Consider the following 17,695-nt stretch of genomic DNA (forward strand, 5'->3'; position numbering starts at 1 on the left):
TTATTTTTGGAATAATCTTTTGACGTATTTTCCTAAGATATCAAATTCTAAATTCATTGTATCGCCAACTTTCACTTGATTAAGGTTTGTAAACTCCCAAGTATATGGAATAATTGCAACCGAAAACTGCCCTACTTTACTGTCAACAACTGTTAAACTAATTCCGTTAAGACAAATCGAACCTTTTTCTACTGTAACATTTCCAGACGATGCTTCATCATATTCTACTGTAACAAAAAAGCTACCATTTTGGTTTTCTATCGAAACAATTTTTCCAGTTTGATCAACATGTCCTTGAACAATATGACCATCGATACGACCATTGAACTGCAAACATCGTTCTAAATTGATCAAATCACCTTCTTTTAAAGTGTTAAAATTTGTTTTTTGTAAGGTTTCCTCTATAGCAGTGACTTTGTAAAGACCATATTTGAAATCAACAACTGTTAAACACACTCCATTGTGAGCAACACTTTGATCAATTTTTAATTCATCACAAAAATCAGCTTCAATCCATAAATGTAAATTAGATTGCTCTTTCTCTGCTTTTATAAGCTTTCCTACTCCTTCTACGATTCCTGTAAACATGATGTTATTTTTGGTGAAATTAATAATTAATTTAAACTTATAAAATGAAAAAGGGATGATTTTAAAACATCATCCCTTAAATATATTATCTCTGTAATAATTTTTACTCTACAGTAACAGATTTTGCCAAGTTACGAGGCTGATCTACATTCTTACCTAATTTAACGGCAATCCAGTACGATAATAATTGTAATGGAATAGCTGTTAAGATTGGAGAGAATTCTTCTGCTGTTTCTGGGATTACTACGTAATCATCTGCCATAGCAGTTACTTGCTCATCACCATCATTAACAATTGCAATTACTTTAGCGCTACGAGATTTAATTTCTTGAATGTTAGAAACTACTTTTTCGTAATAACCTTTTTTCGTTGCAATAACAATAACAGGCATATTTTCGTCCAATAATGCAATTGGTCCGTGCTTCATTTCTGCCGCTGGATAACCCTCTGCGTGGATATATGAAATCTCTTTTAATTTTAATGCACCTTCTAAAGCTGATGGATAGTTGTATCCACGTCCTAAATAAATTGCATTTCTGTTATCTTTGTATTTATCAGCAATTTGATCAATTACACCTTCACAGTTGTCTAAAATTTGTTGAACTAATTCTGGGATACGTTCTAACTCGCGTGTTAATAAGTTGAATTTCTCTGTTGATAATTCACCATTTTGTTTACCTAATTTTAAAGCAATCAACGCTAAAATTGTTAACTGAGCTGTAAATGCTTTTGTTGATGCAACACCAATTTCTGGTCCTGCATGTGTATAAGCACCAGCATCTGTAATACGAGCAATAGAAGAACCTACAACATTGTTGATTCCAAAGATAAATGCACCATTTTCTTTTGCTAATTTAAGTGCTGCCAATGTATCTGCTGTTTCTCCAGATTGAGAAATTGCAATCACGACATCGTGTTTATTGATGATTGGATTGCGGTAACGGAACTCAGATGCATATTCTACTTCTACAGGAATACGAGCGAAATCTTCGATCATGTATTCTGCAACCAAACCTGCATGGTAAGAAGTTCCACAAGCAACAATGATGATACGTTTTGCATTCAAGAATTTTTCTTGATGATCCCAAATACCAGCCATTTTAATAATGCCTTCGTCTACTAATAAACGTCCACGCATTGTATCACGAATAGAACGAGGTTGTTCGTTGATTTCTTTTAACATGAAATGCTCGTAACCACCTTTTTCAATCGCTTCAATATTTAATTGTAACTCTTGAACATCTAAAGAAACTGCTTCGTTATTTTGGATTGTACGTACATCTACTTCTTTGTCTAAAGTAATTGTTGCCATATCACCATCTTCTAAATAAACCGCATCTTTTGTAAACTCAATAAACGGAGAAGCATCAGAAGCTACAAAAAATTCGTTTTCTCCAATACCAATTGCCAATGGAGAACCTAAACGTCCTACGACAATTGTATTTGCTTCTTCTTTGTCTAAAACAGCTATCGCATATGCTCCAATCACTTCATTCAAAGCTAAACGAACTGCGTCAGTTAAGTTTAAATTTTGTTCTTCTTGAAACAATTGAATAAAGTTTACTAAAACTTCTGTATCCGTATCACTATGAAAAACGTACCCTTTGTCTTTTAATAATTGTTTGATTGATTCATAATTTTCAATAATTCCGTTATGAACCAATACCAAACGTCCATTATTAGACATATGTGGATGAGAGTTTACATCATTTGGAACACCATGTGTTGCCCAACGTGTATGCCCAATTCCTAAATGAGGTGTTTTATCTAAATTTGCTGATTTATCTTCTAAATCTGAAACTTTTCCTTTTGTTTTTACCAATTCAAAATCGGTACCAGTAGAAAGAACTAAACCTGCACTATCATATCCACGATATTCTAGTCTTTTTAGTCCATTAATAATAATTGGGTACGCTTCGCGATGTCCAATATATCCTACAATTCCACACATAATATTTTATAGTATTTTAGTTAAATTCGTTAAATATAATACGCCCTATTTTTGAGAGTAATATACCAATAATTTCAATTTTTTATCCGCTACTTCCGAATTATTTCCATGTAAAACAATTCTGTATGGATTATAAGCTCTATTATTTTGATAAGGATTTGTACTATTAATAGTTGTTGCATAACTAACAGATGTTATAAAATTACCCATTGTAATAAACATCGTTTGATCTTTAAACTCATTTCCTTTCTCTAACATGCTTTTTAGATGTTTCGTGATATCAATTGTATAATAATCAGTATCTCCTTTTACAATAGGATTAAAGTGAACTGATGTAGGATATGCATTATAGAATTCTAAAACGTCTGCATACAATTCATTTATAACTTTATCATCTTTTTTGTAATTATTCCAAGCAACTAAATAAGGTGGTTTTGGGAAACCTGTAGAACCATCAATATAGAATTTTAATTTTGCACCAAGAATCACAATGTTACTTTTTGTCATCTCAGATTTTAATTCATCTAATTGCGTTTGATTGATTCTTAATTTTGCATAATTCCCACTCATTCCGCTTAAATACAATCTTGCATCACCATTCACTTCATCAGGTTTGATTGTAGAATAAGTTGAACCTACTGCATTGTTCACAATTTGAGAAGCAATAATATTGGCATTATTTGCAGTACCAGAATTCCACTGATTTGTCATATCAAAAGCATAAGTAACACTTACACGTTCTTTATAATCAGTATCAGTATCTTTTTTTTCAGTTGGATTCTTTTTAGAATAATACATATTCAAGTCAATTTTATTTGGATTAAAATTGACAATAAATCCATTTGATTCTTCTACAGAAAACTCTAAACCTTTGATATTTTCACGAATAAATGTTGCGTAATCAGAAAGTAATCCTGTTTTAGCATTTTTAATAATTTTTTCGTCAAAATAATCTGGATCTAAAGAAACTTTGTAACCAGGAACAACCTCAGAAATATTAGAAGTTCCAGTTTTTTGTTTAACAACTTTTCCTGTTACTGTTTTTCCGATTGTAGCTTTTCCAATTACTCTCGAATTAACAGAAATTGGCGTCTCAAGTCCACTTAATGTTGAAAAATATTTTGTGTCTTTGTATAAAACCGTATTAATGTCTTTAATTTTCAACGTCATTGTCAAATCCTTATTACCATACAAAGAATCTACTGCATACTTTGTTGTAATTTGGATTGTATCTGTATCTTTTGGTTTCTCTCCTGGTTTAGAAAGATTGATTGTATCTTTAGAAATTGGATCTTTAGTCGTGTTGTAATAAACTGGAATTACCAAATTCACAGAATCTACTTTAGGTTCTGTTCCAAAATCCTGATCACCAATAGACGAAGGTCTAATTTGTGTATAAAACTTAGAGGATGTAGAACCAAAAATTGGTTCGTTGTACACACCAAAAGCTCCATTTTGAAGTACAAATTTATCTGTACGAAGCGTATCAAAATTTGCATTAAAAGCAATAACATCTAAGGATTTTACATTTCCTTCTGCCTCACCTCTAATCACATTGTTATCTAATCCTAGTGTTTCATTCTCACACGAAACAATTGCTCCCATTCCAATCATCATTGCAACAGACACAGAAAGGACATTCAAAAATTTTTTCATTAATCTAAACAGATTTTAATTAGAGTTCATTACTTCCTCAAGATAGAAGTTATTGTAAACTTCTTTTGCTTGTTCTTTAGAACAATAGTCTAATAGAGGAATATTTTGTTGGTTGATATAGTTTTTCACATCTTCTGGAATCATCTCTTCTCCTTTCGCAACTGCATCTGCATATTGTAAAGAAGCTTGAATCATACCCAAATGTGTAGGTTTTTCTAAATATGTTTGTACATCAGCTTCTACCTTATCAAAAGCTAATTTTTTAACTAATTCGTTATCTAATTCTCCTTCAAATCCGTTGTCAAATAAAGAAACAACAACTTTCGCATCTTGAAAGAAAGGATCGTCAGAATAATATTTTTTTAGATACAATGGTACTAAACTAGACATCCAACCCATTACGTGAACAACATCTGGTTTCCAGTTTAATTTTTTTACTGTCTCTAAAACTCCTTTTGCGAAGAAAATAGAACGCTCGTCGTTATCAGAAAATAATCCATTATCTTCTCCATAAACTTCTTTACGTTTGAAATATTCTTCGTTATCAATAAAATACACTTGTAGTCTTTCTCCTGGAACAGAAGCGACTTTAATGATTAATGGTTGATCCAAATCATTAATAATCATGTTCATACCTGAAAGTCGTATTACTTCGTGTAATTGGTGTCTTCTTTCGTTAATTGCTCCAAATCTTGGCATAAAGATTCTTACATCTGCGCCACTACTTTGCATGATTTTTGGCAAATCTAATGCTTGTGAAGACATCGGATTTTCAGGAAAGTAAGGTACCATTTCTGTTGTTACATACAATATGCGCTTTCCTTCCATAATTTCTACTCTCTTTTCCTAATGAATAATAAGGCACAAATTTACAAAAAAATGTTGATATATTATTTGCTTATAGTAGCTTTGCGAGATATTAGTTTTTTTTTAACAAATCAGTGTTATGGTTATATTTAACGAAAAGGAAAAATTAACTCCCGCAATCGTCGAGTTAAAAAACCAAAACAAAACCATTGGCTTTATCCCTACAATGGGCGCTTTACACGAAGGTCACATGTCTTTGGTCAAAGCTTCTAAAGCTCAAAACGACTACACAATCGTCAGCATTTTTGTCAATCCGACACAATTTAATAATCCAGAAGATTTAGCAAAATATCCTCGAACTGAGGAAAATGATAAAGAATTGTTAATGAAAAATGGTTGCGATTTTGTCTATATGCCTACTGTTGAAGATTTATATGAAACAAATGAAGGTGCAAAACATTACGATTTTGGTACAATAGACCAAGTGATGGAAGGCACTTCTCGCCCTGGACATTTTGATGGAGTAGCTACAATTGTTTGCAAATTATTCAAAGCAGTTCAACCAACAAGAGCATATTTTGGAGAGAAAGATTTTCAGCAAATTCGTATCATTCAAGAAATGGTAAAACAAGAAAATTTAGATGTCGAAATTGTTCCAATGCCAATTCATAGAGCAGATTCTGGTTTAGCATTTAGTTCAAGAAATGCACGTTTATCAACGCAACAAACTTCGGATGCCCCTCAAATTTATTCAATTTTATCGCAAGCTGTAACGCTAAAAAATGAAGGAAAAGATGTTGCTGAAGTAAAAGCTTTCGTCGAAAATGAATTCAAAAATTCACCCTTCGAATTAGAATATTTTGAAATAACAGATGAAGAAACCTTGTTGTCTATCGAACATTTTTCTGAGGCCTATAATATTCGTGGATTTGTCGTTGCCTATGCAGGTGATGTACGTTTAATCGATAATATTCAGTTTTAATTAAATATAATAAATTTCTCAAATCAATAGAAAAATATTGAAACAGGTTTTGAAATTTATAAGTTCAGTGTAACTTTGCAAGATTATGATGGTAGAAGTTTTTCACTCTAAGATACATAGAGTTAAGGTAACAGACGCAAAATTAAACTACATCGGAAGTATTACAATCGACGAAGATTTGATAGATGCTGCCAATATGGTTGTGGGTCAGAAAGTACAAATCGTGGTACAAGAGAATGGCGAACGATTTGAAACTTATATTATAAAAGGTAAACGTGGAAGTGGCGAAATCTGTCTGAATGGACCTGCAGCGCGTAAAGTACAAGTTGGTGACACAGTTATCATCATTACGTATGCGATGATGGAGTTTGAGGAAGCCAAAACATACGAACCAACAATTGTTTTCCCTAACGAGAACAATCGTTTAGATTAAGAAATTAATTTTCAATACGNNGATATGAAGAGTAAGATCAAACAATCGCTCTTCTTAATCATTGCTTCATTGTTAGCCGTTTTTTTTGTCGTGGTAACAGTGAAGCAAATTGATTTCGAACGAGTTGCAAAAGTTTTAAAACAAACCAATTATTTTTGGATTTTTGCATCTATGGCAATCAGTATTCTTACGTATTGGATACGCGCCGCTCGTTGGAATCTTCTTCTAAAACCGATGGGCTACAACACACAAACCTCATCTGGTTTTTGGGCTATTGCATTTGCATATTTTATGAATTTGACCATTCCTCGAAGTGGTGAAGTTGCTCGTGCAACAAGTTTCTATAAAATGGAAAAAGTGCCGTTTGAGAAATCTTTCGGAACAGTAGTTTTAGAACGTGTAATTGACGTTTTATTTTTGGGATTATTTTTCGGTTTAACACTTATTTTCAATTACGAAACATTCATCAAATTTGTTGAATTAGGAAACAAAGAAAAGGCACACCAACCAACAACAGAACCTTCTTTCTTAAAATATTACATCGCAATTGGAGTTCTTGTTTTAGGAATTGGATTAATTGCTATTTTCTGGAAAAAGATTAGTCAATTAAAGTTTTTTGAAAAGATTAAAACGTTTCTATTTGGACTTTGGGAAGGAATAAAATCAATCTCAAAATTAGAAAAAAGAGGTTTATTCATTTTTTATTCTTTCGCACTTTGGATTTGTTATTTTTTAATGACTTTTCTTGTTTTCTTCGCTTTTCCGGACACCAAAAATTTTGGAATACCAGAAGGTTTATTCCTATTGATTGCAGGATCTCTAGGAATGATTTTACCTGTTTCGGGCGGTTTGGCTTATCCGTATATTATGTCGATTGCATTTTCGGCAGTTTATTTAGCAAAAGGCGGAGATCAGCACGAAGGACGAGCAATTGGAGATTATTTTGGATTAATCCTTTATATAGCTCAAGTTGTATCAATGATTAGTTTTGGATTGATTGCTATTTACAAAATCGCACGAATTCGACGAGATTCTACACAATAGTTACATACCTCCAAAGCTACGATTCCAAAGTTTTACCATTTTATTGATTTCCCAAGGATTTATTTTATAAAATATTTTCATAATTATAAAGAAAATAAGATTGACTAACAGTACAAAAAGTAATTCCATAGCGAATAAGTTTTTATTAAATATACATTTTATTTCTTTATCATTTCCAAATATTTAGGTGCTTGTTCCTCTAAAATTTCTGTGATTTTATCGTATTTGTTTTCTTTTACGAGTTTCTCCAATTCAAAATTCGCATAACAATATCGCACATAATCGGTGACTTTATTTTCTGGAATATTTAAACTTTCGATGAAATAATTTGAAGTGAAATAATTCTCTAAATCTTTGATTTTATCTACCTTTTTGAAATACTCGTTTTGTTTTTTATCTTTTTTCTTTTGCCCAGAAATAGATGCTATCCACAAAGAAGGATCCAACAACCCGTTATTATTAATTGTAGAAGTCATGTTAGGATTTATCTTTCGGAAGCGCAAATTTGGATCAAAACCCAAATTCAAATTATCATACAATTCATCTACTTTTCCGTGTTCTAACTTGATGTTATTCTTAAAATTTTTGTCTAATGTATTAATTCGCGCTTCAGCTAGTTCAATCGTTTCAATATTCAAGTGAATCATCAGCATTCCTTTTGCTAAAATATCCGATGTAATTTTGATTTTTCGGTCGATATAAAAATCATGTGTAATCACCAATTCATCTCCAACTGATGCTTTGATCGAAAACATTCCATTTTCGTTTGTCAAAACTCTGGCATTAGTCATTTCATTCAAAATTAAAATATGATCCACAGCATCTTGCCCAACAACGCCATCATCAATGACCACTTTTCCAGTAATCAAAGTTTTTTGCGCAAAAGAAAAAGTGCTTATCAAACCAAAAATTATAACGTATAAAATTTTATTCATTCTTTTGGATTTTTGACAAATAAATCGGTGCTTGTTCCTCTAGAATCTGAGTTATTTTGTCGTAATTATTTGCTGTGACCAATTTGTCTAATTCAAAATTAATATAACAATACTTTACATATTCACTGACTTTATTTTCTGGAATATTCAACGTTTCAATGAAATAATTTGGGGTAAAATAATTCTCCAAATCTTTTATTCTATCTTCTTTTTTGAAATATTCGTACTGTCTTTTTTCTCGCTTCCGTTGACCTGAAATTGCAGTAATCCATGCCGCAGGATTCAATAATCCAAAACTTCCAATATTTGATGTAGCATTAGGATCAATTTTTCTGAAACGCAAATTAGGATCAATTCCCAAATTCAACTGTTTGTACATTTCATCAACTTGGTCATATTTGAGCTTGATATTGTTCTTAAAGTTTTTGTCTAACGTATTAATTCTCGCTTCAGCAAGTTCAATTGTTTCAATATTCAAGTGAATCGTCAGCATTCCTTTTGCTAAAATATCCGATGTAATTTTGATTTTTCGTTCGATATAAAAATCGTGCGTAAAAATCAATTCATCTCCAACAGACGCCTTAATCGAAAACATTCCACTCGCATTTGTAAACGCTTTCGCATTCGTCGATTCATTTGTCACCAAAATATTGTCCACCACATCTTGCCCAGCAATTCCATCATCAATCACCACTTTTCCGGTAATCAAAGTCGTCTGCGCAAATGTAAAAACGCTCAACAAATTCAATAATATAATGTATTTTATTCTACTCATTTTTCTTCATTTTTGCTAAATAAATTGGTGCTTGTTCCTCAATTATAAAAAGAATTTCATCAAAATTATTATCTCGCAACAATTTGGGAAAATCAAAATTTGAATAACAATAATCCAAAAACTCGTTTATTTTTCCTTCAGGAATTTTCAAATCATTCACAAAATAATAGGTCGTAAAAAATTTATGTAACGCCGACAATTGATCTTCTTTCACAACTTTTATCGGAACAGGATTTTTCATTCGCTTTTTTGGACTTTTAAACACATTTAACAACCCAAGCAAATTAACTCCACCAACTTGTTTAATCGTTCTATTCACTCTTTCCTCATCATGTTTAAGATTCAGTTCCGCTTTAAATTCTAGAGAAGTAAAACCTGCTTCATCATTCAATTTTTCTTGAAATGATTTTTCTTTTCCCAAATTTTTGAGCGAATTTTTATCCAATTTCGAGATATTCGCTTCCTTCAATTCAATTACTTCAATATTTACGTGAATCATCACAAAACCTTTCGTAATCGTGCTTTCAGAAACTTTTAATCTTCTTTCTTCAATTCCCGTATGTTTGATTAACAATTCATCATTCAAATTCACATTTATCGAAAATAAGCCAACATTATTCGCTTTTGTTTTGGCTTTTGTCGTTAAGTTTTCAATCAAAGTTCCTTCCAAATCAATAACTTCATCTGCATCATCCACAATAATTTTTCCTGTAATTAAAGTACTTTGAGCATAGGCAGAAATACAAAAAATATAAAAAAAGCTAAGAAGTAAAGTTCTTTTCATTGGCATTTTAAAATATGATTAAAAATAATCGAGAAAACAATTGAAAATCAATATTTAACTCAACTTTATCTAAAGTTGATAATTTGTTAAAAAAGTAAATTATCGTTAACGTTTTTTAGTTGTTGTATTAAAATTTTTCACACTTATAACTCCATATCTTGTCGCGATAAAAGATTATTTTTGTCTAAATTTGAAACTATGGCTAAAACAAAAACTACATATTTCTGCCAAAACTGTGGCACGCAAACCTCGCAATGGATGGGACAATGCAAAAGTTGTGGCGAATGGAATACCATTGTTGAAGAAATTGTGGACAAAGGCGACGAAAAAAAATCGTGGAAAGATAAATCGGATAAAAAAGAGAAAACTTTTGCACTGAATATCCGAGAAATAAATCCATTAGGAGAAATAAGAATTTCGACAAAAAACCAAGAATTAGACCGAGTTTTAGGTGGTGGAATTGTTCCTGGATCAGTGATTTTGGTTGGTGGAGAACCTGGGGTTGGAAAATCCACATTAATGTTGCAAGTAGCCTTAAAGTTAGATACGATTAAAATCTTATATGTATCTGGAGAAGAATCTGTTTCACAAGTAAAACTTCGTGCTGAACGAATTGGAATTGAATCGGATCAATGTTTTATTTTACCTGAAACCAATACGCAAAAAATATTTGCTCACGCCAAAGAAATTCAACCTCAACTGATTGTTGTCGATTCTGTTCAAACACTTCAAACAACTTATGTAGAATCGTCTCCAGGAAGTATTTCTCAAATTCGAGAAACAACTTTTGAGCTAATTCAATACGCAAAAGAAACTAACACACCGATTATTTTAATTGGTCATATTACAAAAGAAGGTGTAATTGCTGGTCCAAAAATTTTGGAGCATATGGTAGATGTTGTGTTACAATTTGAAGGTGATCGCAACCATATTTACCGAATTTTACGTGCAAATAAAAACCGTTTTGGCTCAACTGCAGAAATTGGAATTTACGAAATGCAAGGTGCTGGTTTGCGCGAAGTGACAAATCCATCTGAAGTATTAATTACAAAGAAAGATGAATTATTGAGCGGAAATGCAATTGCAGCAACTTTGGAAGGTGTTCGCCCGATGTTAATTGAAATTCAAGCTTTGGTTTCTACGGCGGTTTATGGAACTCCGCAACGTACGGCGACTGGTTTTGATGCCAAACGATTGAATATGTTGTTGGCAGTTTTAGAAAAACGTGCTGGGTTCAGACTGAATATGAAAGATGTTTTCTTGAATATTACAGGCGGAATTCGAGTGGATGATCCTGCAATTGATTTGGCTGTTATTGTGGCAATTCTTTCATCGAGCGAAGATTCTGCTGTTCCAGATAATTGTTGTTTTGCAGGAGAAGTTGGTTTGAGTGGAGAAATAAGAGCTGTAAATCGTGTTGAACAACGCATTACCGAAGCCGAAAAATTAGGTTTTGATGCAATTTTTGTTTCAAAATACAATAAAATAAAAGATACAGATTTTGGAATTCGAATCGTTAGAATTTCTAAAGTTGAAGATTTATATCGCATGTTATTTCAATAACTTATGAAGAATATTTTTAAAATTAGTTTTATCAAAACTATTATTTTCAATTTTGTCTATTTTAAATTTAGTCAAGCAATTAAATTCCCTGTAATAATTAGCTCTAATTTTAGACTAAAATCTTTACATGGTAAAGTGAATATTCCAATTGATTCTCCTTTTGGATTAATAAAACTTGGTTTTGGAGATGTTTTGATTTTTGATCGAAAATTATCAAAAGGTATATGGGAAAACAAGGGAATAATAAATTTTATTGGTCGATCAAATATTGGTCACGGCTCTAAAATTTCAGTGAGCAAAAGTGGTAGTTTAACATTTGGTCAAAATTTTAACATAACTGCTGAATCTTCTATTGTATGTTACAATAACATTAGTTTTGGCAATAACTGTTTATTATCATGGGATATTCTTATTATGGATACAGATTTTCATAAAATTTATAATCAAGATAAGTCACTTATTAATCCTAATAAAGCAGTAAACGTTGGTGATAACGTTTGGATATGTAATAAAGTACAAATTTTGAAAGGTTTATCTATTGCAAATGGCTGTATAGTAGGAAGTAATACCGTTGTAAGTAAATCATTAAAAATAGAAAACGCTATATATAGTGGAAATATAAATACACCTATCAAAGAAAATATTTCTTGGGAAATATAATTTTTTGATTAACAGTATTTTTTTTTACTTTTATTTCAAACAAAAAAACATTATTATGGATTATTCTAACCAATCTACTCAAGATTTTAATCAACCTCAACAATCTTCTTTTGAAGAAATTAAACCAAAACCAGAAAACAACCTTGTTTTAGCAATCATTAGTACTGTTTTAGGGCTTTGTTCTCCTTGTTGCATCGGTACTATTGTGGGTATTATTGCAATTGTTTTTGCAAATCAAGTGAATACAAAACACAATATTGGCGATTATACAGGTGCTGAACAAGCAGCTAAGAATTCTAAATTATTAGCTTATGTTGCAATTGGTTTAGGCGTAATTGGTGTTATTATCAATGTTGTGATGTTAATTACAGGAGGTATGGATGCCTATATGGAGCAATATAAAAGTATTTTAGAAAGCTCTAACGGAAATTAATCATATGATAAAACGGATTTTGGTTTATGGACTAGCAACGCTTTTACCCATTTTGGTAATTGTCTATTTTTATAGTTATTACAGCAACCAAAATCCGTTTTCTATCAAATGTATGTTTCATGAAATAATAGGTTTATGGTGTCCTGGCTGTGGTGGTCAACGTGCTTTTTCCTTGCTTGTTCACGGGCATTTTTTACAATCGTTACGCTACAATCTTATTTTGCCTTTTGCACTTTACATTTGTGTACAATTGTATTATGCTATTGTTGGAAATATTTTTTTAGGCAAACCAATGTCAGGCAAATTACATCTCCCTGCAAGTTTTGCGCGAAATTTCTTAATCTTCCTTTTGATTTATTCTATTTTGAGAAACATTCCTCTTTCACCTTTTATATATTTGGCTCCAGAGAGTTAGAATCAAAAAAAAATCAGAGAACTATTCCTCTGATTTCTTATTTGTTGTTCGTGGATTTTGGCGCTCCTCGCCTTCTTTCAATTCTCCTCGACGTATTCTATTTTTGTCCGAATCTTTATCGTCATTTGGTAAAGAAACGGGTTGATTTGCCTCACCTAAAACCCATGTTTCAGTCGCATCCCACATCGCTCTAATTTTGATTGGCTCTGGATACAAATAAATTGGTTCTGGTTGTTTACCTGATAAGTAATCGCCTGTATCCCATTTTCCATTTTCATTTTCATCAACCAATAAACGGAATAAATATTCTCCCGGTTCAATAAAATTAAATTCGAAATAGTTTTTATTTGCTGGATTATATAATTCTTCAATTACTGTAAAGTCTTTATCAGTTTTTAGAAATTGTAGGATAAATGGTTTGCTTGGAGTATTTTGAAGCGTTAATTTCAAATGTCCAAAATCGCCACGCGTTCCCATTTTTATTGGATAAGCAAGCGTATCATTCTTCTCTCCTAACACATCTGTCAAAGCATTTGGATAAATATTAACTTCAAATTTTTCGTCTAAATTTTTATCAAAAGCAAAATTCAAGTTCTGTGCATTCACTGTATCAATGGAAACTTTGAATGGAATTGAAACTGTATCTTTAAACACATAAATTTTAGATAAATCCAATGATTTTATTGGCGCATTTGCCTGAATTTTAAATGGTTTATTTGGTGCTAATTTTTGATCATTTAATGCTTTAAATTCTAATTTTCGTTCTGTATTCGATTTTGAATATAATGCACTTACTTCATCTATTTGATCTTTATGTTGAACCTTGAAATTCAATTTAGCGCTTTTTCCTATAATTGTATCCACCTTTGGATTAAACCAAAAGTTAATCGAATCTTGTTTTGGAAACTTCTGAATATAAGCCGTTTTAAATTCTTTTCCTACCGGTGTTATCGTAACATCATCCGTTGCGCCAGTCGTTTTAAAAACAATTAAACCTTCTTGTTTAAAACTCGCTTCAGGTTTACGATAAGCTGGTTTTTGATTGAATAAATTCAAGTTGATTTGTTGATTTGCATTCAACTCAATTGGTTCGTTATGAAAAGCCAAGCGCTCTTTCCCATAATCGTACATCACATTTTCTACCTTATCCTCAAAAGCAATCAATTTATATTTGCCCGAAGCCAAATAATTTAATTGATATTCTCCTTTATCATTGGCTCTAGCAATGTAATATGGTTTCTTTTGCAGAATAATGCTGTCTTTGTATGTACTATCTATTTTATATAGCCCGACCAATATCTTCTCTGGCAATTTGAAATCATAAGACGAATTTACTCGACCTGTCACCTTCAACGAATCAATAAAACTACCTGTCGAAAAAACATATTGAAAGTTTGACAACTTATTATTTTCATTAAAATCTTGAATCGCATCACCAAAATTGAAACTATATGTCGTATTTGGCAACAATGGTTCTTGAAATTTAATCGAAATGTTTTTCTTCGCTAAAGCTTGCGGCGTCACAATTGGTGGAATTTGAAACGATGGCGAAACAACCACATTTTTGCTGTATTCTTTCAGAAGAATGTACTCATCAAAGTTGATTATTGCCTCTTGCAAATTGACATCTACATTTGTTGCCAACGTATCTGGATCAGCTTTTAGGAAAACTGGCGGAGTTTCATCTTTAGGTCCTCCCGTTGGTGAACCTTGTCTTGCACAAGAAATAACCATCAAAATGGTTAACATCAAAAGCGAAAAACGTGTCGTCTTATTCATGGGCGCAAGTTAAGAAAAAGCTTGTTATTAAGCACAAGCAATGGTAATTACACTTATCTTAAAATTTTCTGAAAGATTAAACTTTTTAATGGCTGATGCAATTGTTGCGCCAGTTGTTAACACATCATCAATCAAAATATAATGTCCTGGTTTAAGATTTGGATTGATTTCAAACGCATCTTTCAAATTTTCTAATCGATGTTTTTTGTCTTCATTTACTTGAGATGAATTGTATTTTGTTCTGATTAATCCATCCGAAAAATAATTAATCTGGTTGATTTCTGCCAACGTTCGCGCAAAATCTTCTACTTGATTGTAGCCTCTTGTTTTCAATCGTTTTGGATGCAACGGAATCGGAATAATTCCGTCATAATCACTCAAATCAAACTTAATCAATTGTGCTAAATCAATTCCAATTTCTGGGCGGTTTCTATATTTCATTTCATGTAAAATGGCTTGTGTGGTATTATGATGTTTAAATTCTAACAAAGAAAATGCATTTTCGACCTCGCAAAAATTTCTCAATTTATCATAAGCACGATTATTTTGATCAAAATTAAAATGCGTAAAAACGAGTTTTGTTGAGCACGAAACACACAGAAATTGCGAAGGTTGAATGACGTCTTGACAATCCAAACAACGCATCGGAAAAAATAAATCAACCAAAGAATTTACGATTGTTTTGATTTCCATTACCTTTGCAAATTAAAGTTTAGTACTAAATTTAATGAAAATCATTCGACTTACAAAAGCTTTTACGTTCGAAACTGCACATGCTTTGCATGGTTATGACGGAAAGTGTAAAAATATACATGGACATTCGTACAAATTATTTGTAACTGTGAAAGGAACACCTTCTGAAGACACAAACGATGTGAAACTTGGAATGGTGATGGATTTTGGCGATTTGAAAAAAATTGTGAACAAAGAAATTGTTAATCTTTTTGATCACGCAATTTTATTGAACGAAAATTCGCCTCACAAAACATTAGGAGAAAAATTATTAGCAGAAGGTCACAATGTTGTTTTTACAGATTATCAACCGTCTGCTGAAAATATGATTTTATGGATTGTGGATAAAATCAAGCCTCTTTTACCAACGAATATCGATTTGGTTGCTTTGAAATTACACGAAACTGAAAATTCTTATGCAGAATGGTTAGCGGAGGACAACCAATAAACATTCAGTTAGAAGCTGGTAAAAAAGCCTATTTTTCTTCGGATCATCACTTTGGTGCTCCGAATGAAAAAGATAGTTTGGTGCGCGAGAAATTGTTTGTAAAATGGCTTGACGAAATAAAAGACGATTGTGGTGTTTTATTTTTGATTGGCGATTTATTCGATTTTTGGTTCGAATATAAACACGTTGTTCCGAAAGGATTTGTGCGTGTTTTAGGAAAATTAGCCGAAATTTCTGATCGTGGAATTCCTATTTATTTCTTTGTTGGAAACCATGATTTATGGATGAAAGATTATTTGGAAGAACAAATCAATGCGATTGTTTTCCGAGATAAGCAGGATTTTATTATCAATGGGAAAGAATTTTTTATTGTTCATGGCGATGGAAAAGGTCCTGGTGATAAAGGCTACAAACGCATGAAAAAGGTTTTTACAAACAAAGTTTGTCAATTTCTTTTTTATCTACTTCATCCGGATTTGGCAATGTGGTTGGGAATTACAGCTTCGCGAAAAAATAAAATGATTTCGGGTGACGAAGATGTTAATTTTTTGGGCGTTGACAATGAATGGTTAATCATGTATAGCCGCAAACAATTGCATCGAAAATACTACGATTATCTAATTTATGGACATCGACATTTACCAATGGAAATTGCGATAGGCAAAGCGCGTCATATCAATCTTGGCGATTGGATTAACTACTTTACTTATGGTATTTTTGATGGAAAAGAATTCGAATTAAAAACTTACCTCCGTAATCAAGGAGAAGAATCTCGGGATTCTATCATAAAAATTATAGATTAGCAAGCAAATCATAAAAACCCAAAGAAATGCCTCTTTTAGCCATTCTATTTTGGGTTTGCTTTCGCTAAAATATCTTGTTAACATCAACATAATGCTAAAACCTAAGAAGGCAAGATAAGCATCATTATTCCCTCCGTAAAGAATATACGTAATCAGCATTGTTCCAAACATAAAATGCATCAACAAAAAGATTCGTTTCTTTTGCGCTGTCAATTTATTCACATTCTTGAAATGATTAACGATTGAATAAACTAGTATGATTGCAATTGGAATTAAAAACAATTGTTTCCATTCGAAATGCACTATCGTTAGCATCAATTGTTCTTTATAAAAATCGAACATAAAGTAATAATCGAGCAGAAAACTAACTTGAGCAACGATTAATATTGGAAGAATAAATCCTAGAAAACCAAGAATAGGAATTTTTGGTTCTACAACTCTTAAAGTCAAGAAATAAGTAAAAACTACAATTCCTAAGAAAATAAGTGGCGGACTTAATAAAATTGCAAAACTCATAAAAACGCCTATATCAAAAGCATTGTACGTATCGTTTTTTTCGGACTCAAAATAGAGTAATTGCACTGTAACATAAGTCACAAGCAACAAACTTCCAGCAATTCTATAATCTGATAAACCTGCAATAAAAGGCATTATCCACAAAATGTAAGTAAAAGTTGGATAGGAAGAAGTCGAAATTAAATCATTCGTATTGTCGATATACCCCACAAAAGCAATCGTCAAAATCGTCAGGATTACACCTAATTTTTCTAAATTACTCAGATCAATACTGTTAAAATTAGTAACTCCAAGCAACGTAAACAACACAATGATAAAAATCTGTATAAAAAAATTCCTTTTGTCAAGTAGATTAACCAACATTTTATTAACTTTGATGCAAATTAAGCAA

19 protein-coding genes are annotated in these 17,695 nt (G+C 31.9%); 9 read left to right on the top strand and 10 right to left on the bottom strand.

Annotated features, from left to right (window positions below; all coding sequences use genetic code 11):
- The 4 genes from B4H69_RS09505 to B4H69_RS09520 form a co-directional block, all read right to left on the bottom strand.
- Positions 1-588: a riboflavin synthase gene (locus B4H69_RS09505; protein WP_219034121.1), complete on the bottom strand. Its 588-nt coding sequence runs from the start codon at positions 586-588 to the stop codon at positions 1-3.
- A gap of 103 nt (positions 589-691) precedes the next feature.
- Positions 692-2,539, bottom strand: coding sequence for a glutamine--fructose-6-phosphate transaminase (isomerizing) (glmS, locus tag B4H69_RS09510; RefSeq protein WP_291076684.1), 1,848 nt, complete (start codon positions 2,537-2,539; stop codon positions 692-694).
- A 45-nt stretch (positions 2,540-2,584) separates the two neighbouring features.
- A complete protein-coding gene (locus B4H69_RS09515) occupies positions 2,585-4,195 on the bottom strand; it encodes a DUF4270 family protein (RefSeq protein WP_038336008.1) in 1,611 nt (536 codons plus the stop codon).
- A gap of 15 nt (positions 4,196-4,210) precedes the next feature.
- Positions 4,211-5,023 (bottom strand): glycogen/starch synthase, encoded by an 813-nt coding sequence (locus tag B4H69_RS09520; protein ID WP_038336009.1) that lies wholly within the window; start codon positions 5,021-5,023, stop codon positions 4,211-4,213.
- Positions 5,024-5,141: 118 nt separating this feature from the next.
- On the opposite strand from B4H69_RS09520, the gene panC reads away from it, so the two are divergent.
- The 3 genes from panC (at position 5,142) to B4H69_RS09535 (ending at position 7,461) form a co-directional block, all read left to right on the top strand.
- Positions 5,142-5,984, top strand: a complete 843-nt coding sequence (panC, locus tag B4H69_RS09525; RefSeq protein ID WP_291093725.1) for a pantoate--beta-alanine ligase — start codon at positions 5,142-5,144, stop codon at positions 5,982-5,984.
- An 85-nt stretch (positions 5,985-6,069) separates the two neighbouring features.
- Entirely contained in the window at positions 6,070-6,417 is a 348-nt protein-coding gene (panD, locus tag B4H69_RS09530; protein WP_038336011.1) for an aspartate 1-decarboxylase, read from the top strand.
- A 24-nt stretch (positions 6,418-6,441) separates the two neighbouring features.
- Positions 6,442-7,461 carry a lysylphosphatidylglycerol synthase transmembrane domain-containing protein gene (locus B4H69_RS09535; protein ID WP_180905564.1) on the top strand — a complete coding sequence of 340 codons (1,020 nt, stop codon included), beginning with the start codon at positions 6,442-6,444 and terminating at the stop codon, positions 7,459-7,461.
- 158 nt (positions 7,462-7,619) lie between these two features.
- On the opposite strand, the gene B4H69_RS09540 is transcribed toward B4H69_RS09535, so the two are convergent.
- From B4H69_RS09540 to B4H69_RS09550, 3 genes are read right to left on the bottom strand one after another with little or no spacing between them, the layout of a single operon-like run.
- Positions 7,620-8,396: a hypothetical protein gene (locus B4H69_RS09540; protein WP_180905563.1), complete on the bottom strand. Its 777-nt coding sequence runs from the start codon at positions 8,394-8,396 to the stop codon at positions 7,620-7,622.
- On the bottom strand, positions 8,389-9,171 hold the full coding sequence (locus tag B4H69_RS09545; protein ID WP_180905562.1) for a hypothetical protein: 783 nt from the start codon (positions 9,169-9,171) through the stop codon (positions 8,389-8,391). The genes B4H69_RS09540 and B4H69_RS09545 overlap by 8 nt, the downstream gene beginning before the upstream one ends.
- A complete protein-coding gene (locus tag B4H69_RS09550; protein WP_180905561.1) occupies positions 9,164-9,955 on the bottom strand; it encodes a hypothetical protein in 792 nt (263 codons plus the stop codon). The genes B4H69_RS09545 and B4H69_RS09550 overlap by 8 nt, the downstream gene beginning before the upstream one ends.
- Positions 9,956-10,153: 198 nt before the next feature.
- On the opposite strand from B4H69_RS09550, the gene radA reads away from it, so the two are divergent.
- Genes radA through B4H69_RS09570 form a run of 4 tightly spaced genes read left to right on the top strand, consistent with a single transcriptional unit; the run spans position 10,154 to position 13,026 of the window.
- Positions 10,154-11,518: a DNA repair protein RadA gene (gene radA, locus B4H69_RS09555; RefSeq protein WP_038336016.1), complete on the top strand. Its 1,365-nt coding sequence runs from the start codon at positions 10,154-10,156 to the stop codon at positions 11,516-11,518.
- A gap of 3 nt (positions 11,519-11,521) precedes the next feature.
- On the top strand, positions 11,522-12,178 hold the full coding sequence (locus B4H69_RS09560; protein ID WP_038336017.1) for an acyltransferase: 657 nt from the start codon (positions 11,522-11,524) through the stop codon (positions 12,176-12,178).
- Positions 12,179-12,233: 55 nt separating this feature from the next.
- Positions 12,234-12,611, top strand: coding sequence for a CD225/dispanin family protein (locus tag B4H69_RS09565; RefSeq protein WP_291093732.1), 378 nt, complete (start codon positions 12,234-12,236; stop codon positions 12,609-12,611).
- Positions 12,612-12,615: 4 nt separating this feature from the next.
- Positions 12,616-13,026: a DUF2752 domain-containing protein gene (locus tag B4H69_RS09570; RefSeq protein ID WP_291093734.1), complete on the top strand. Its 411-nt coding sequence runs from the start codon at positions 12,616-12,618 to the stop codon at positions 13,024-13,026.
- Positions 13,027-13,047: 21 nt separating this feature from the next.
- On the opposite strand, the gene B4H69_RS09575 is transcribed toward B4H69_RS09570, so the two are convergent.
- Positions 13,048-14,805 (bottom strand): Ig-like domain-containing protein, encoded by a 1,758-nt coding sequence (locus B4H69_RS09575; RefSeq protein ID WP_038336019.1) that lies wholly within the window; start codon positions 14,803-14,805, stop codon positions 13,048-13,050.
- A 27-nt stretch (positions 14,806-14,832) separates the two neighbouring features.
- Positions 14,833-15,498, bottom strand: coding sequence for a ComF family protein (locus B4H69_RS09580; RefSeq protein WP_038336020.1), 666 nt, complete (start codon positions 15,496-15,498; stop codon positions 14,833-14,835).
- Positions 15,499-15,532: 34 nt separating this feature from the next.
- Here B4H69_RS09580 and queD point away from each other — a divergent pair, with 34 nt between their 5' ends.
- Together queD and B4H69_RS09590 are read left to right on the top strand one after the other, a co-directional pair.
- Positions 15,533-15,985: a 6-carboxytetrahydropterin synthase QueD gene (gene queD, locus B4H69_RS09585; protein ID WP_180905560.1), complete on the top strand. Its 453-nt coding sequence runs from the start codon at positions 15,533-15,535 to the stop codon at positions 15,983-15,985.
- Entirely contained in the window at positions 15,961-16,788 is an 828-nt protein-coding gene (locus tag B4H69_RS09590) for a UDP-2,3-diacylglucosamine diphosphatase (RefSeq protein WP_280035029.1), read from the top strand. The genes queD and B4H69_RS09590 overlap by 25 nt, the downstream gene beginning before the upstream one ends.
- Here B4H69_RS09590 and B4H69_RS09595 read toward each other — a convergent pair.
- Complete coding sequence (locus B4H69_RS09595) at positions 16,723-17,667, bottom strand: DUF6427 family protein (RefSeq protein WP_038336021.1); 945 nt, start codon at positions 17,665-17,667, stop codon at positions 16,723-16,725. The genes B4H69_RS09590 and B4H69_RS09595 overlap by 66 nt on opposite strands.
- Positions 17,668-17,695 lie beyond the last annotated feature (28 nt).

This window comes from Empedobacter sp. UBA6745 (assembly GCF_002453775.1).
Classification (GTDB): Bacteria; Bacteroidota; Bacteroidia; order Flavobacteriales; family Weeksellaceae; genus Empedobacter; species Empedobacter falsenii_C.

Coding starts and splice junctions, on each gene's coding strand:
- panC (WP_291093725.1), top strand. CDS start 5,142: ATGGTTATATTTAACGAAAAGGAAAAATTAACTCCCGCAATCGTCGAG.
- B4H69_RS09580 (WP_038336020.1), bottom strand. CDS start 15,498: ATGGAAATCAAAACAATCGTAAATTCTTTGGTTGATTTATTTTTTCCG.
- B4H69_RS09550 (WP_180905561.1), bottom strand. CDS start 9,955: ATGAAAAGAACTTTACTTCTTAGCTTTTTTTATATTTTTTGTATTTCT.
- B4H69_RS09595 (WP_038336021.1), bottom strand. CDS start 17,667: ATGTTGGTTAATCTACTTGACAAAAGGAATTTTTTTATACAGATTTTT.
- radA (WP_038336016.1), top strand. CDS start 10,154: ATGGCTAAAACAAAAACTACATATTTCTGCCAAAACTGTGGCACGCAA.
- B4H69_RS09560 (WP_038336017.1), top strand. CDS start 11,522: ATGAAGAATATTTTTAAAATTAGTTTTATCAAAACTATTATTTTCAAT.
- queD (WP_180905560.1), top strand. CDS start 15,533: ATGAAAATCATTCGACTTACAAAAGCTTTTACGTTCGAAACTGCACAT.
- B4H69_RS09505 (WP_219034121.1), bottom strand. CDS start 588: ATGTTTACAGGAATCGTAGAAGGAGTAGGAAAGCTTATAAAAGCAGAG.
- B4H69_RS09575 (WP_038336019.1), bottom strand. CDS start 14,805: ATGAATAAGACGACACGTTTTTCGCTTTTGATGTTAACCATTTTGATG.
- B4H69_RS09535 (WP_180905564.1), top strand. CDS start 6,442: ATGAAGAGTAAGATCAAACAATCGCTCTTCTTAATCATTGCTTCATTG.
- B4H69_RS09540 (WP_180905563.1), bottom strand. CDS start 8,396: ATGAATAAAATTTTATACGTTATAATTTTTGGTTTGATAAGCACTTTT.
- B4H69_RS09570 (WP_291093734.1), top strand. CDS start 12,616: ATGATAAAACGGATTTTGGTTTATGGACTAGCAACGCTTTTACCCATT.
- B4H69_RS09545 (WP_180905562.1), bottom strand. CDS start 9,171: ATGAGTAGAATAAAATACATTATATTATTGAATTTGTTGAGCGTTTTT.
- panD (WP_038336011.1), top strand. CDS start 6,070: ATGATGGTAGAAGTTTTTCACTCTAAGATACATAGAGTTAAGGTAACA.
- glmS (WP_291076684.1), bottom strand. CDS start 2,539: ATGTGTGGAATTGTAGGATATATTGGACATCGCGAAGCGTACCCAATT.
- B4H69_RS09515 (WP_038336008.1), bottom strand. CDS start 4,195: ATGAAAAAATTTTTGAATGTCCTTTCTGTGTCTGTTGCAATGATGATT.
- B4H69_RS09565 (WP_291093732.1), top strand. CDS start 12,234: ATGGATTATTCTAACCAATCTACTCAAGATTTTAATCAACCTCAACAA.
- B4H69_RS09520 (WP_038336009.1), bottom strand. CDS start 5,023: ATGGAAGGAAAGCGCATATTGTATGTAACAACAGAAATGGTACCTTAC.
- B4H69_RS09590 (WP_280035029.1), top strand. CDS start 15,961: ATGGTTAGCGGAGGACAACCAATAAACATTCAGTTAGAAGCTGGTAAA.